This window comes from Mucilaginibacter sp. GW821-FHT07H05 (assembly GCF_059418485.1).
Genome location: NZ_JBWKPY010000003.1, coordinates 602,064 through 617,739, shown reverse-complemented (window position 1 = coordinate 617,739; position 15,676 = coordinate 602,064). Strand labels below are relative to the sequence as shown.

12 protein-coding genes are annotated in these 15,676 nt (G+C 47.2%); 6 read left to right on the top strand and 6 right to left on the bottom strand.

The window, feature by feature from the left end; genetic code table 11:
• Positions 1–54 precede the first annotated feature (54 nt).
• Positions 55–1,704: a glycoside hydrolase family 28 protein gene (locus tag AC07M6_RS10280; RefSeq protein WP_494889045.1), complete on the top strand. Its 1,650-nt coding sequence runs from the start codon at positions 55–57 to the stop codon at positions 1,702–1,704.
• Between the two features lie 167 nt (positions 1,705–1,871).
• Here the strand turns inward: AC07M6_RS10280 and AC07M6_RS10275 are convergent, their stop codons facing one another.
• From AC07M6_RS10275 to AC07M6_RS10255, 5 genes are all read right to left on the bottom strand, one after another.
• Entirely contained in the window at positions 1,872–2,189 is a 318-nt protein-coding gene (locus AC07M6_RS10275) for a hypothetical protein (RefSeq protein ID WP_494889043.1), read from the bottom strand.
• Positions 2,190–2,332: 143 nt separating this feature from the next.
• Positions 2,333–4,882 (bottom strand): carboxypeptidase-like regulatory domain-containing protein, encoded by a 2,550-nt coding sequence (locus tag AC07M6_RS10270; protein ID WP_494889041.1) that lies wholly within the window; start codon positions 4,880–4,882, stop codon positions 2,333–2,335.
• A 402-nt stretch (positions 4,883–5,284) separates the two neighbouring features.
• Positions 5,285–6,634: a TolB-like translocation protein gene (locus AC07M6_RS10265; protein ID WP_494889039.1), complete on the bottom strand. Its 1,350-nt coding sequence runs from the start codon at positions 6,632–6,634 to the stop codon at positions 5,285–5,287.
• 172 nt (positions 6,635–6,806) lie between these two features.
• Complete coding sequence (locus AC07M6_RS10260; protein WP_494889037.1) at positions 6,807–8,168, bottom strand: glycoside hydrolase family 88/105 protein; 1,362 nt, start codon at positions 8,166–8,168, stop codon at positions 6,807–6,809.
• Positions 8,169–8,202: 34 nt separating this feature from the next.
• Positions 8,203–9,801, bottom strand: coding sequence for a rhamnogalacturonidase (locus AC07M6_RS10255; RefSeq protein ID WP_494889035.1), 1,599 nt, complete (start codon positions 9,799–9,801; stop codon positions 8,203–8,205).
• Positions 9,802–10,069: 268 nt separating this feature from the next.
• Between AC07M6_RS10255 and AC07M6_RS10250 the strand changes: the two genes are divergently transcribed.
• The 5 genes from AC07M6_RS10250 to AC07M6_RS10230 all read left to right on the top strand — a co-directional run bounded on the left by AC07M6_RS10250 (position 10,070) and on the right by AC07M6_RS10230 (position 14,187).
• Complete coding sequence (locus AC07M6_RS10250) at positions 10,070–10,861, top strand: HipA family kinase (RefSeq protein WP_494889033.1); 792 nt, start codon at positions 10,070–10,072, stop codon at positions 10,859–10,861.
• Positions 10,839–11,222: a DUF3037 domain-containing protein gene (locus AC07M6_RS10245; RefSeq protein ID WP_494889031.1), complete on the top strand. Its 384-nt coding sequence runs from the start codon at positions 10,839–10,841 to the stop codon at positions 11,220–11,222. Before AC07M6_RS10250 ends, AC07M6_RS10245 begins: the two co-directional genes overlap by 23 nt.
• Before the next feature lie 101 nt (positions 11,223–11,323).
• Positions 11,324–13,099, top strand: coding sequence for a VanW family protein (locus AC07M6_RS10240; protein WP_494889029.1), 1,776 nt, complete (start codon positions 11,324–11,326; stop codon positions 13,097–13,099).
• A 4-nt stretch (positions 13,100–13,103) separates the two neighbouring features.
• Positions 13,104–13,676: a Crp/Fnr family transcriptional regulator gene (locus AC07M6_RS10235; protein WP_494889027.1), complete on the top strand. Its 573-nt coding sequence runs from the start codon at positions 13,104–13,106 to the stop codon at positions 13,674–13,676.
• 70 nt (positions 13,677–13,746) lie between these two features.
• Positions 13,747–14,187 (top strand): carboxymuconolactone decarboxylase family protein, encoded by a 441-nt coding sequence (locus tag AC07M6_RS10230; RefSeq protein WP_494889025.1) that lies wholly within the window; start codon positions 13,747–13,749, stop codon positions 14,185–14,187.
• 85 nt (positions 14,188–14,272) lie between these two features.
• On the opposite strand, the gene AC07M6_RS10225 is transcribed toward AC07M6_RS10230, so the two are convergent.
• Positions 14,273–15,649: an exonuclease domain-containing protein gene (locus AC07M6_RS10225; RefSeq protein ID WP_494889023.1), complete on the bottom strand. Its 1,377-nt coding sequence runs from the start codon at positions 15,647–15,649 to the stop codon at positions 14,273–14,275.
• Positions 15,650–15,676 lie beyond the last annotated feature (27 nt).

Genomic DNA, 15,676 nt, shown 5'->3' with positions numbered 1-15,676 from the left:
AATATAAAGATTGCCTGGCCGAGCCGGGTTTTTAGCCCTGAAATAAATAATTGAATGAAAATACATCAAATCATAACTACCGGGATGTTGGCAACACTCTTGCTGACAACCGCATCCGCTCAAAAACAACCGTACTCGTGGGATAATTTGCCCCGCATCATACGGCCTCAGTTTAAAGCCGATACGTTTAACATTATTAACTTCGGCGCCCGGGCAGACGATTTAACGCTGAATACACAGAGTATTAATAAAGCGATAAGCGCCTGCAGCGAAAAGGGTGGAGGCGTAGTTTTAGTGCCGGCGGGATTATGGCTAACCGGGCCTATTGTTTTAAAAAGTAAGGTTAACCTGCATATCAGTCGTTCGGCCTTGTTGCAGTTTACGGCGGATAAAAGCCAGTATCATTTGGTAGAGGGTAATTTTGAAGGCCGTAAAACCATCAGAAACCAGTCGCCAATTTCGGGTAACGACCTGACTGACATTGCCATAACCGGTGATGGTGTGATTGACGCGCACGGTGAAGCCTGGCGGGCGCTGGGGAAAGACCGGGTAACCGAACCCGAATGGAAACAACTGATTACCTCGGGTGTGCTCAGCGCCGACGGTAAAACCTGGTACCCATCTGAAAGCTATGCAAAAGGCGCCCGCAATGCCAGCGGAAACACAACAGCTGCAAAAACCATGAAAGACTTTGAAGAGATCAAGGATTTTTTAAGGCCAAATATGCTGGTGCTGGTCAATTGTAAACGGGTGCTGCTGCAAAACACCACCTTTCAAAATTCGCCGGCCTGGTGCCTGCATACCCTGTTATGCGAAAACCTTACTTTTGATGGCGTAAGGGTGCGTAACCTGCCAAACGCCCAAAACGGCGACGGTATGGATATCGAATCCTGTTCATACGTTAAAGTAGAAAATTGCACGCTCGATTGCGGCGATGATGGGATCTGTATCAAATCAGGCAAGGATGAGGAAGGCCGGCAGCGGGGGAAACCATCGCAATACATCGTTATACAAAACAATGTGGTGTATGATGCCCATGGCGGTTTTGTGATCGGCAGCGAAATGTCGGGCGGGGCGCATGATATTTTCGTATCGAAATGTACGTTTATCGGAACCGACAACGGGCTGCGGTTTAAAACTGCCCGTGGTCGCGGTGGTATTGTAGAAAATATCTTTATACGCGATATCTATATGCATGATATAGGGCACGATGCTATCCTTTTTGATATGTACTATTACACCAAAGCGCCAACTCTTGCCCAAACCAACGGAAAAGTAGAGATCCCGGCCGTAACTGAAGGTACCCCGCAGTTCAGAAACTTCTATATCAACAACCTGGTGTGTGAAGGGGCCCTCAGGGCCATGCTGATCCGCGGACTGCCGGAGATGAGTATCAAGGATATTTATTTGGAAAACGTAACGATAAAGTCGCAGCGGGGCGCAGATATTATGGAGGCCCAGAACGTTACTTTAAAGAATGTGATTTTTGACTGTACGGATACCAAACCCCTGGTAAATATTGAGAATAGCCGGCAGATTACCTTTAACCAGGTGAGATCCTTAACCCCGCCTGATTTGTTCTTTAGTATCAACGGCGATCGTTGCAAGCAGGTTATTGTTAAAGGATCAAACGTTGCCGAAGCAAAAAACCAGGCCGACTATCATTATGGAGCAGACCAATCTGTACTGAGCATCGGTAAATAAGAATAATGAGAACCAGCGCTTATGCGTTAAAGACAGCAGCTTATTAAAACAAAAAACCTTGTAACGGATTAACTTACAAGGTTTTTTGTTTTAGCTTTATCAGCAAAGAAAGCATAAAACAGAAAAGCCCGGCAACGCCAGGCTGATCCTATAAAAATCACATTTTATTATTTAACGGGTTTGCTTGCTGCGGGCTTGGCAGCAGGCGCTTTTTTAACTTCCGGCTTTTTTTCAGCAGGGGCGGGTGTTGCTGCCGCTGCGGTTTTGATAACCGTTTCGGGGGTTAGGGGTTTAGCCAGTACTAATTCTTTGGCTATGCTTTTTGCTAACTTTTTAGCGCCTTTTTCAATTTCTTTGATCAGTTTTTTTGATACCGGGCCGGTTTTAACGGTAATTTCTTTTAAGTGAGCGATAAGGCTCAACTCAATATTTTTCCTGGCTATTTTTTTTGCTGATTTAATGATGGCCGATTTACTTTTTTCCATAGGTTGATTGTATTTGCGCAAAAATACGGTATATGTATGTTAGCTTAATATTATATTTATGTTAAGTGTTAACGCTTGGCTTAACATACATGGTATAGCTATTTGGTTTTGAATGGGTTACGTTTTGTTACGTTTGTTATCACTTACTTCACCTCATAAGCTTTTACCGTACTCACCGGATCGCCTGTGCTGGTAACACCTTGTACTACTATACGCACGTTGGTTTTGGGGTCGGCGTTGTAAAATGTAACGGATGCTTGTCCGTTAGCATCAGTTTTTATAGCCGGCTCCCAATGGATGGTATTACGCAGGTCGGGTTTTGCCGAATCAAAGCCCGTACTGTTGTGCAAAGGCTTGTAAAAATCACGGGCCTCATAATAGCCTTGTAAATTGGCAATGGCTACCCCGCCGCCATTCCTGAGCATAGCACCCGGTTTTAGCGTGAGGTAAATCACAAACAGGTTTTCAATAGGCGGGGTACGGGCCCCGGCAACTGTATTTCCCATGGCATTAGCTATTTGGCTGCCGCCGATTTTAGGCGCCTTTAAGCCGGCCAGCAAGCGTTTAATAACTACTTTTTCTACCACATTCATAGGCAGGTTAAAATAGGTGGAATAATAATGGCTTTTTATATCATCCTCATCTTCATCGGTAAAAGGGGCTTCTTTATTGTTCACAATAATGCGTGGCTTATAATTTTTCCCATCCGCAAAAAATACGATATCATCGCTGAAATCACTTGTAGCCGGGGCCGGTTTGGCTTGTTTTGAGGCATATAAAATATAATCCCTTAAGGTACGAAAGCTAAGGTCTTTCGGTGTTACGGTCAGCACTTCATCTGCATAGCCGCTGCTTACCGCGGTTTGATCGCGCAACCTTACATTCCTGCTGGCCCTGATTTGTACCTCTTTGAGCCTGGTAATACTGTCCAGTTTTTTGTTGACCGGTACGCGCCTTTCTAATTCGGCAGTCAGAGCATCGGGAATAACTTGCATGTCGGCCCGGTTGGTTTTGTTTACCGGCAAGGCATGGTCGGCCAGCGAATCTACCTGTATGATACCATTGGCCTTACCTTTGTCATCCATGGCGGTTATGGTGATAGCCTCTTCTCCAGTAAGGGGTACATTATCAAAGTAATACTTTCCGGCAGCATCCGTTTTGGCCATAAATAATTTGGGGCCGGTAGCTTTGGCTTTATACAGGGTTACATTAGCGTTTGGAATAACGGCCTTACCGTTAGCGTTGCTCACACTTCCGGCTACGGTAAAACCCTGTTCGGGTAAATAGGAGATCTTGATAGCGGTATCTGCCAGTCTTTTCCACACAAAATCGCGCCAGCCCTGGGTTAATAGCAGTATGTCCAGTTGTTTTGCGCGGTTAACATTGGTTGTATCAAAATAACGTTCGGCATGGGCTATCTGTCCTTTAATTTCCGATTGCAGCATCACATAAGCCATCATGTTGCCCCCGGCCGACGGATCCACACCGGCATCAACGGCCGCCAGTGAAAAGTTGCCCGTTACCGGGTGGTGATTAGCATCGGTTGCCCGGATGTTTACGGTTACTTTTTCCCGTGGCTTAAACGTGGTTTTACCGGTATTAACCGATAGCGTAGCCGTGTGGGCGAAATGGTTAACATAGATCAGCCTTTCGCAATTGGGCTTATGCTGGTCGTCATATAAGGTAATGGCCGCAATACCTTCTGGCAAAATGCTTTCGGGGATCTTGACAAGGGCCTGGTTAGCATTTAACTGGATCTGCTGATCTACATAGGCAGTGCCCGCGTGCTTAACCGTTAGCTTAAGCGTTTTGCCGGAAAGTGCCGCAGATGCGGCGTTATTACAGCCAATAGTGATATAGATCAGCGTATCCCGTTTTACTACTTTCATGCTTAAGCCGCTGTTTAAAGCGTCGGGCAGGGTGGCATTTATGGTTTGGCCGTTATATTTTAGGGTGCTGTGGTATTTTTGACCGGCTAAGGGTACCAGAGCAAACAAACCCATCCCTAACGAGTCGCAGCTGAAACGGGCCACAGTATCGCCCGTGGCGGATAGAACAGGGCCGCTAACCGCTATGCCATTACCAAGCGCGTCCTCGGCCTTTACAGCTACAATGGCGCTTAGTTCATTCACCAGCGAACCGCCTTCGGGGAAGAAACGGATAACAGGCGCGCCTGCAGGTGGGCTTACCGCCGTGGTTTTAACAGATGGTTTAACCGCCGGTTTTGCTGCTGCCGAACTTTTTGCCGGCAGCATATTACCGGTGATGGAGATATTTTTCTCGAATATAAAGTTATTGCCAAAGTTGCGCATCCAGTTGGTATAAGCCCTTAAACGGTAATTGCCCGCCGCCAATTGGGCCGGTAAGGGGATATCACCTTTGCCGGTACCGTTATCCAGGCTGATGATCTCCCTGTAAACCATGGTATCTGCCGGGGCAATCAGTTCTACATACAGGTTTTTGCTGGTGCCTATCAGGTGGTTATCCTGGGCGTTGATAACGTATGCCTTTATCCAGATATCTTCGCCTGGCGCGTATACCGAGCGGTCGGTATGTATAAAAACCTTTTCGAAAAAGAGTTTTACGGTGCCCGGTGCGGTTGCCTGTGGAGGCGGCGTAGTAGTTTGCGCGCGCATAGATGTACACAGTAGCATAACTGTACAGCTAAGCAGCAGGCTCTTAAGGTTTTTCATGGTTAAAGGTTATATTGGTTAAGGGGTAATTGTTTACACAAATCTGGTAAAGATTTGGCGTAGTTTAACAGACTCAGGATAGGGCAGGATGGTTTAGTTTACTGCCTGTTGTTTAATGGATTTTGTCGCATTTGGGTGTTCACGGGTGTATTCACGGTTTGAGGTATGCGTGAACATGAATACTAATCGTCATCCTATACAGACATAGGATGACGAGTTTTAATTAGATGTGCTTTTCCCCTCTTTCCGCAGCAGGCGAAGAGAAGGTGCCCCAGCGAAGCGATGGGCGGGTGAGTTAACTCGCCGGCTCTGCATACGCCGCGACTCACCCGACGAGGCTTTGCCCGTCTGCCCTCTCTTCGCCTGCGGCGGAAAGAGGGCAGGGATAGAATGACGATGGATTTATTTATCGTAAGTACGCTTCAACCAGCTGGCCGGTACGGGTACGATGCAAATGTTCATCGACCGGTTATCTGCCGACAGCATGGCCGATTGTACCTGGATCCGGGTACCATCCGGACTAAATGTTGGGTGCAGGTGATCGGCCGCGGTGGTTTTATGGCCCGTGGTCAGCATAATCATTTCGCGGGTATGGCGGTCTATCAGGTATAGGCTCCTCGAAAAATCATCACCCACGGCCCATTTACCATCAGCCGATCCGTTTACGTGCCACAAACCGCTGCCCGAAGGTGTTTGGCCTATAATGATCATTTCCCTTGTGCGGATGTTGACAATACCCAATCCTGTAGGTTTTTCGCGTGTACCTGATGGCCCCCAATCAGCTTCCTGCCCCGGGTTTGCACCGCCTACCGCGGTTCCGGCGGCAGCAGGCTTAGTTCCCGCTACCGGCCGGTGGCCCATAATGGCTATGGCCACTTCGTCTTTAGTAATTACGGCTTCATGTGTTACCCATTCATATTCGGATTCGGGGTAAAGCGGGCGCAAACCTGTACCGTCCGAATTTACGATCCAGGTACGCTGCGGCGATTTGCCGCCGGTTTCCCAGCAAAAAACAATCTCGCCCGGCATCCATGGGTTGGTTTGAATGTGCCCAACCTGGAACGGTACCGCAACCACATGCTTTATCTGCCCGGTTTTAATATTCATAGCCGCAATACCCGACGGACCGGCGCCCATTTTACGCGGACCGAAAGCAGCTTCCAGTTTAGTCCCCGCGGCAATGCGCCGTCCGGCCTCGGCTTTTCCTATGCGGAAGTAAGCCCAGTCCTCGCCACCGTCAAGCGCCATATCGCCGCCCGCGCCAATTTCGGGCGGGGTGGTGCCGCAAACGCGCTGATAATTATCGGCCGATTTCATTTTGCCGGCTTCGCTATCCGCAAAAACTTTAGCCAGGTCAACCTCTACAATTTCCATCGAACCAGCCGGCGCGCCCGCTTTAGGGTTACGCATAAAAAAAAGCTTCATTTCCTTACGGGATATATTCAGCATGCCGGTATAGCCGCCTTCGGTTACCTGTACCATTACGCCGGTTTGTTCGTTTACCGCTATCGCTTCGTTACGTGCCCGGTTTGATCTGAAAATGAGCCATTTGCTGTCGGATGTCCATTGATTATGTGTTTGATAGATCTTGGAGTCGCCCGCTGGTGTGCTGGTTAAAAAGGTAAGCATGGTCCCGGTAACGGGGTCTTTTACCACTTTACGTTCAGACGGAAACCGCCTCCCGATCTGTGCTGATGCCGAAACGCTGATCAACAGCGCGGCGGCCATAATGGTGTATAATTTTGTTCTCATAATAACAGGTTTATTATTGGTTTTTAAATTCTCTAATTTATATCATGAGCTTAAGGTGTCATGGTGAGCTTGTCGAACCATAGTGGGCAGGCCTACGCACGCACCCTTCGACAAGCTCAGGGTGACAACCCCTCAAAAGTCCATTATCAAACTCGCGGTGACGTTTGCAACCTTACTTATTGATCTGTACCGAACTGTCGTTAATCACAAACGGGTGTTTCTCCAGCATACGATAGATCTCGGCCCCGGCCAGTAACACAGGGCCATAGCCATGCGCCGCAAAGGTGTTGATAGGGCGGTAGTAGTAAAATGCCGGATCGAAGCCCATCCCCGTTCCTACGCAAGTACCTTCTACCTGTCCTTTGTCGTTCACCTTGGTGCTTACCGCGTTCCAGGCCAGTAATGCGGCCGGTCCGTAAGCTTTTGCATCCAGCCAGCCCTTGTTGATAGCCCTGGCAAAGCAATAGGCGTAAATAGCCGTAGCCGATGTTTCCAGGTACGAATCGTTCCTGTCCAGCAACTGGTGCCAAAAGCCGGTCCCGTCCTGCCGCTGGGCTAAGCCATAAGCATGTTTTTTAAGCATCGCCAGTATTTCTGCCCTTCCGGGATGATTGGCGGGTAGGGCATCTAACAGTTCAATTTTGGTCAGGATAGCCCAGCCGTTTGCCCTTGCCCAGTGGAATTGCGGGTGCGGGTCCATATCCTGCACCCAGCCGTGCATATACAGGCCTTTTTCGTTATTGAACATCCGTTTTGAGAACAGGCGATACTGCTTAACAGCCTCGTCAAAATACTTTTTATCGCCGGTTAATACGCCCATTTGCACTATGGCAGGCAGACTCATGTACAAATCGTCCAGCCACAAGGTATTAGGCTGCGGACGGTTACGTGCCAGGGTACCATCAGGCAGGCGGAACTCCTTGGTCATGATATAGTTCAGATAATTATCAATTATCGGCCTTAAGGTGGCGATTGACGAATTTACCCTGACCGTTTTGATCATCGATGCGGCTATAGACCCGGCATCATCCAGCGCATGCGGATCGTATACCGAACGTACCGGCGTTACCGCCTTAGGCGATGCCTTCAGATAGTTTTTATAACCGGCAACCACATCGCTGATGAATTTTACGCGGTTGGTAGTATACTCGGTAAACTTTTTATCGCCGGTGGCGGCACCTGCTTCCAGCATCCCAGTATAGGTAACACCCCACTCATAGCTGGTCAGTCGAAAATCGCCGGGTTTAAATATGCTGTTGGAGTTAGCTTTACTGTAATCGGTGATCACCTCTTTACTGTCTTTATCTATCAGCTGGTAGGGTGTAGCGCCATCCAGGTAATGGTACACCCTGTCCAGTACCGCCTTAACATCAGCCTGTTTGGTTTCACCATAAGGGGTAACGTACGCCGGCTTAAGCAGGTGCAGGGGAGTAGTTACATCGTTAGCTTTTTGGGCGTAAGATGATACCGCGCTAACCGAGAGTGCAATGGCGGGAAGCAGTAGTTTGGTTTTGATATGATGTGCTATATTCATGTGGATAATGATGATTAGTGTTTTGGATCTTTATTTATTTCTGCCGCATATTCACCGGCGGATCGGGCGCGGTTGGCGGCACGGGTTCTTTTTTAATTTTAGTTGCCGGGATAGATGGAGACGACAGGATGCTAAACCCATCTACTCCCCGCAAAACAATGGCCGGTACATTGGCCGGGGTTTGCGCCTTGAAATTAATCAGGCTGATGCCCTTTACGTCTTCCAAAATCACGGCGGGGCGGGTTTCTTTTCCCATATAGCTTACTTCAACATTGTTGAGTTCGATATTTTGAGCATGGCGGATAAAGAAGCCGTAGGCCGGTATCACACCAAAGCGCTCAGGTTCAGGATAATCCTTAATATGTTCGGGTACCGCATGCTGTATCTTAACCAGCGGCGAATCTATCTGGCGGTAGTAAATGCGGATGTTGTTCAGCTTTACATCCTCCACATTATGACCGGGGATACCGACGATCATGGATGAGAAGTGCGAATCGGCATTGTAAACAGTAATATTACTGATCAGGATCCGCCTCAGGTTGCCAACCGGCACACCTTCGGGACCACGCATGCGGGCGCCTAAACGTAAAAAGATAGGGGAGTTGCCAATATCGCGCATGGTAATATTGCTGATGGTCACATCCTCCAGCGATGCGCCGTCTACCGTCTCCAAAGCCAAACCACGGCAGTATTGAAAGATGCAGTTACTAATGGTAATGCCCTTAAAACCACCGTTGGCCTCGGTACCAAACTTAATGCGGCCTGTAGGCCCCTGGCGGTCGGGTACCATTTTACCTTCCGTACGCATGTAAGTGCCGTTCAGCAGTGTACCACGGTCAAACCCGCTTACCTGGCAATTGGTAATGGTCACATTCTCGGTCGCCCGCGCATAGCCCAGCGCAAAGGAGCTTTTGAGGCAAATGCCGTCATCCCACGGACTGTTTACGGTGCAATTAGCTACACGCACGTTACGGCAACCGTCAATATCCATACCGTCGCGGTTGGTGTCTTCCTTAATGTTCTCAATCGTCATGTTATCGATACCCGTGAGCAGCATCCCGAAATGACCGCCCAGCAGTATCGTAAAATCCTTTAATATCACGTTGCGGCAAAGTTTAAGGCCAATGGCTTTATTACCTTCGCCAACCCTGCGGGGTGTTTCACGGGTAAGGCCTTTGCCATAAATGGTACCCGGCCCCATTATGCTGATATCCTCTAAATTCTCGCCCCATATCAGGCTGTTATGCCAGTGGCTGTGGCCAAAATCCTGGTAATGTAGTTTATCGCCCCAATCGTTAGGTTCGGGTTCATCGTAACCCTTGCCGCCCGCATTGTATGGCGCCGCCAAAATGGTAGCCCCCTGATCGATATATAAGCTGATATGGCTTTTTAGACGGATGGAGTGCGAAGCATAAGTGCCAGCCGGGAAATAGATTGTGCCGCCACCCGCTGCTGCCGCTGTAGTAATCGCTTTGTTGATCGGGTCGGTGTCCAGTGTCTGTCCATCGCCGGTGGCGCCAAAATCTTTCACGTTGTATGTTTTTCCGGGTGTTGTTTGTGCTTTAGCGGCAATAAATAAACAACACGGCAGCAAGCATATCATCATTGCTTTTGTCACCAGTTTCTTTTTCATAATTGCAATTTTATCATAGATGTTACAAAGCCCGCGCTGCTAAAGCTGCTATAAAGCCATTAGGTTTTGCCGGTTTGTTAGTATTTAATAGGTTTTATTGGGTAAAATGCTAATAGGGTAGCAAATTTTGCTCTATGTTATGGTATATTTTTCAAATTGCTATCCTGTTGCATCCTGACCGTAAGTATAACGTTTTGGGCTGAATTTTAACGATAGCGGTCGCTTTGCAATGCCGACCTCTGTTGTTAAATCTATATATTTGTTCGAAATGAACACCCCACCACAATTACGAACCGTTAATGTAACCCGCTATGTTACACCCCTGCGCGAAGGTGGCTCACTGCCCGCTATTGCCGAGGCAGATGACGGTTTCCTTTACGTCCTTAAATTCCGTGGGGCGGGACAAGGTGTAAAAGCCCTGATAGCCGAACTGATAGGCGGCGAAATAGCCCGTAAAATTGGTCTGAAGATCCCCGAACTGGTATTTGCCAACCTGGATACCGCCTTTGGCCGTACCGAACCCGACGAAGAGATACAGGACCTGCTAAAAGCCAGCGTAGGCCTTAATCTGGCATTGCACTATTTATCCGGGGCGATTACTTTCGACCGGTCGGTTACGGTGGTTGATCCTTTGCTGGCTTCTAAAATAGTTTGGATGGATTGCCTGCTTACCAATGTAGACCGTACACCCCGTAATACCAATATGCTGACCTGGCACCGCGAATTATGGCTGATAGACCATGGCGCGGCTTTGTACTTCCATCATTCTTGGCATAATTGGGAGGAGCAGGCTAAACGTCCGTTTGTACAGGTAAAAGACCATGTGCTGCTGGAGTACGCATCCGAACTGGAGGCGGCAGATACCGAACTGAAAGCTATCCTGACCCCGGAAGTTATCCGCTCAATCGTCAATTTGATCCCGGATGAGTGGATAGCCGTGGAATGGCAGGAAGCCCCAGATGAAATAAGAGACATTTACGCGCGGTTTCTGGAAACCCGTATCGCGTCATCACAAATTTTTGTAAACGAAGCAGACCATGCAAGAACGGCACTTATTTGAGTATGCGGTCATCCGCGTTGTGCCCAGGGTTGAACGCGAGGAATTTATCAACGTAGGCGTAATATTGTATTGTGCTAAACAGAAATTCCTGCAAGCTATATACACGCTTGATGCCAGCCGGATGAAATGCTTTTCTACCCAGCCGGATATGGACGAACTGCGGGAGCACCTGTGCATGTTCGAGTATATTTGTACCGGCAGCCCGCAAGGTGGCCCAATAGCCCTGCTGGACGCGGCATCGCGCTTCCGGTGGTTAACGGCTACCCGCAGTACGGTTGTGCAATGCTCTAAAGTTCACCCGGGTTTATGCACCGATGCGGCGAAAACATTGGAAAAATTGCATCAGCAGTTGGTACTTTAAGCGCAGTAATAACATTCATTGTTTACGAGAATTAACTATTTAAACCTGAAGAATATACGATATGATCAGCCATAACGTTAGCAACTAATTCAACCAAGCCGATGCGCCGTGGAAATCCTTTAGCCGAACAGCATAATTTGCTAAGCGAAGCCAAGTTTCGCTTAAAGGTATCGCTATTTATAGTAAAAAGGCAGGCGTTGAATTTGATATCCGGCCCGGCTAAATTTCGTGACGGGAAACAATTAATACATGATCCTGTAATAGCCATATCCGACAGTGAATTATGGAATACCGATGATAACCAACTCAATTGGATACTTACTGCAGGTAAAGTACAAAATTTACGTTTAGCCGCTAAAAAGTTAAATGGTTTAGAAGTGCCTGCCGGTAAAGTATTCAGTTTTTGGAAGCATATCGGCAATCCTAATATCGGCAAAAAGTATGTCGTCGGTCGCGAGATTAGGGAAGGCTGCATCATCCCAACCATAGCCGGCGGATTGTGCCAGCTATCTAATGCCTTGTATGACGCGGCCCTGAAAGCTGATTTTGAGATCATTGAACGCCACAAGCATACCTACGTAATTAAGGGTTCGCTGGCCGAACGGGACCGGGATGCTACGGTAAAATGGAATTATGTAGATCTGCGGTTTAAATCGGCCTATGCTTTTAGGATAGAGGTTGATATTACGGCAGATCAATTGGTGGTTAGATTCAGGAGCGCAACAAAAAATAATCCCCAAGGGCAGCCTCCGCAAGCATTTTTGTCATCCTCAATCTTAAACGATTGTTATTCCTGTGGTAATTACCAATGCTTTAAACATCCCGAAGGCGCCCCGGCAAAACGCGAAACGGCAATTACCACCTACATTTTGGACGATAAATGGGCCGAGTTTGATGAATATATCAAATCCATAGCTGCCGAAACGGATTTCTTTATTATACCTGTATTGAAAAATCGGTTCATCTCCAACAGCAGATATAACTGGTCTCTAAAAAATCCCGCGAATGCCCGCTCTACTTTTTTTGCCACCCTGCAAAGGGCCTTGCTTATGCGCTGGTATGCAAAACGCAATGTGTTTTCCGTCATGCTGCAATTGGATGAAAAAGTGGCAAAAGCGGCTGCGCGTAAAATACCGCTGGCAAGTACCCACCTGGTTATTGCGCAAAACCTGTTGCCTTATTTATGGCAGGAGGGAGTATTGGGTGGCCGTACCTTTGATGTATTGATGATCTGCCTGCCCATGCAAAAGTTGCACGAACAACTGGATTTTGCCCATACTAAGTTCCCGGAGAGCAGTACACTTAATGATTTCAGGGCGCCGCAAGAATTGGTAGATATAGAAAATAGGGCATTAACCAAATCGAGCCATATTATTACACCGCATAAGGGGGTAGCTGATATCTTCAATAATAAAGCCATCAGGTTAGAATGGGTATTGCCTAAAGTAGCGGCTAAGCAGGTGATAAAAAATAACAGGATCTTGTTCCCGGCATCATCACTTGGCCGTAAGGGCGCTTATGAAGTTAAAAGATTGGCTCTTGAATTAAACCTGCAGGTAGTGATAACAGGAAAGGCGATGGAAAGAGCCGATTTTTGGGATGGGGTTTTTACCGAATTTGCCGTGCGCAATGTGTTTGAAAATATCAGTATGGTTGTTTATCCGGCTTATATAGAGCATCGGCCCCGGCTATTGTTAAAGGCTATTGCAGCAGGCTTACCGGTAATAACTACTACTGCCAGCGGATTAATGCCTGCCAATAGTTTAACAATTATCCCTACTGGCGATTACGAGGCTTTAAAACAAGCTGTAGAACAGCAATTGAAAAGTAAAGCCAGTGTGTTTGAGCAGGAAAAACCGGTAACTCCATCTGAATAATACCATGTATCCCGAAATTTTAGCCCATATTAAAAGATACGTATCACTAAGCGCCCAGAATGAGGAACTGCTTTGCAGCAAACTGGAACTGAAAAAGTTTAAAAAGAAACAATACGTATTAGAGGCTGGTAAACTATGCCCGGGTAATTACTTCATCATCAAAGGCTGCGCCCGCCAATATTTTGTGAATAGTAAATTCAACGAGCAGATCATCCAGTTTGGATTAGAGAGCTGGTGGATAGCCGACCAGGACAGTCTGCTCAATCATGCCCCATCTACTACCTATATCCAAACCATTGAGGCCTGCGAAATGCTGCTGCTGACAGAGCAAAACCGTGTTTTTGTGTTTGAACAGATCCCGCAGATGGAAAGCTATTTCAGGATAATGATGCAAAAAGCTTTTGTGGCATCGCAGCGCCGTATCGGTTTTATATTTAACCAAAGCGACGAGGAGCGTTACCGGCACTTTATCAGCCTGTTTCCAGGCTTTGCCCAGCGTGTGCCCCAGTATATGCTGGCATCGTACCTGGGCTTTACACCGCAGTTTTTGAGCCGGCTAAGGGCCAAAAAAGTTTAATTTCTTAAACTCAGTTCATTTTTTGAGGGCATATTAATGCCCAATTTTGTTATATCAAAACAATAAGAAAATGAGCACACGAATTAAAATTAACCAAGCCGAGCCTGCTGCTTACAAAGCAATGCTGGCCCTTGAGCACTACATGGAAACTACCGGTTTAACTACCAAACACAAGGACCTGATCAAAATTCGCGCATCGCAAATAAATGGTTGTGCCTACTGCTTAAACATGCATACCATTGATGCCCGCAAAGCTGGTGAAACCGAGCAAAGAATCTATACTTTATCAGCCTGGCGCGAAACCCCTTTCTTTGATGAACAGGAGCAAGCCATACTGGCCCTTACTGAAGAGGTAACGCTGATCAGTAATCATGGGGTGTCAAATGATACTTATAACAAAGCCGCTCAATTATTTGAACCCGCCTACCTGGCACAGATCATTATGGCCATTATTACCATAAACGCCTGGAACAGGATTGGGGTAACTACCCAGTTAGAGCCGGGGAAATAAGCTCAGAAGTGTGAAGTCAAAAGTCATCCATCAAATTTTGCGTGATGACTTTTGACTTAATTTATTGCGCCATAATGGTGTTTAATTAAGCAAATACAGCCAAAAAATCAAATTTCTTAGCGGGGTAACGCTCTGCATGGCCAAGCACCATGTTGCGGATATAGCCGTTATCGGGATAGGGAGAGAGGTGGTTTTTTAAGACTTCCAGATTATCGGCTTCAAAATCGTTAGGGATATAGCCCATGCCATAAAAACGGCCGTTCTCAATCAGCATACAGCTTTGTTCGTCGTAATTGCGGCCCCTGTCGCGTAAAGCAAAGGTAGGGAGTTGTTCTTTCAGGCTGTTAATGGCCAGTTCTACTTTTTCATTGTAGGTATCCGCGTCTATATGGCCATTGCAGGCGCATTGGTCTTTATGGCTGCTGGTACATGGTTCGCTGTTCTTTTGTATAAAACACAGCTTAGGGCATAGTTCAAACTCATCAATCAATTGCTGCAGTTGGTTATAGCCTTCCAGCAGCGAGCGGCAGTTATGAACTGCATGGGCATGTTTACGGTGCTTATCAACCGCTAAACGCAAATACCCGCGTTGGTCTATATAAGTATACAGGCCAAAAGTATGCTCAAAGCGTTTAAGCGAACGGTTGTATTTAGGCCATAGCCTTTTGATCTCTACTGCCTCCAGCGCTAAGGCCATCAGCTCGGTACCGCATTCCTGATAGCTGATATGGAAAATATTCTTTAAAAATTCCTGGCGTTGCTGGTTAGGGTTGTTGCCGCTAAAATGACTGCATACCCGTTTTTTAATATTCACCGCCTTACCTACATAAATTACCTTACCTTTTTCATCGTGAAAGTAATATATGCCCGGCATTAATGGTAACGTTTCAATAACGTTTTTAGCCAAATGCGGCGGCAGGTTTTGCTCTTTAGAGTTATGCTTTAACGAGGCGGAAATATGCTTATTGGTATCGCTGCGCAACAGCAAACCAAATAATTCGGAAGTAGCCGAGGCATCGCCCATGGCCCGGTGCCGGTTTTCATTAGTGATACCTAAATGATGGCATAACTTGCCCAAACTGTAGGAAGGAAGGCCAGGCAATATTTTACGGCCTAACCTTACCGTGCATAGCTTATTGCAATTTAAATCGTACCCTGAAGCAGCCAGGTGATAGCGTAAAAAAGAATAGTCAAAATTAACGTTATGGGCTACAAAGATCTTATCGTGCAGTAATTGATAGATCTCGTGCGCTACTTGTTTAAAAGGCGGGGCATCCTGCACCATTTCGTTACTGATGCCCGTTAGCGCGCGGATATACACAGGGATGTCCCTGCCGGGATTGATCAGTGTTTGGTACCGGTGCGTTACCTGCATACCATCATGAATACAGATAGCCACTTCGGTTATCCCGTTGGCGCTGGCGTGACCGCCTGTGGTTTCTATATCTACAATCGCGTACATTGCTAACAAAGTTAGTTAATTAGTTTG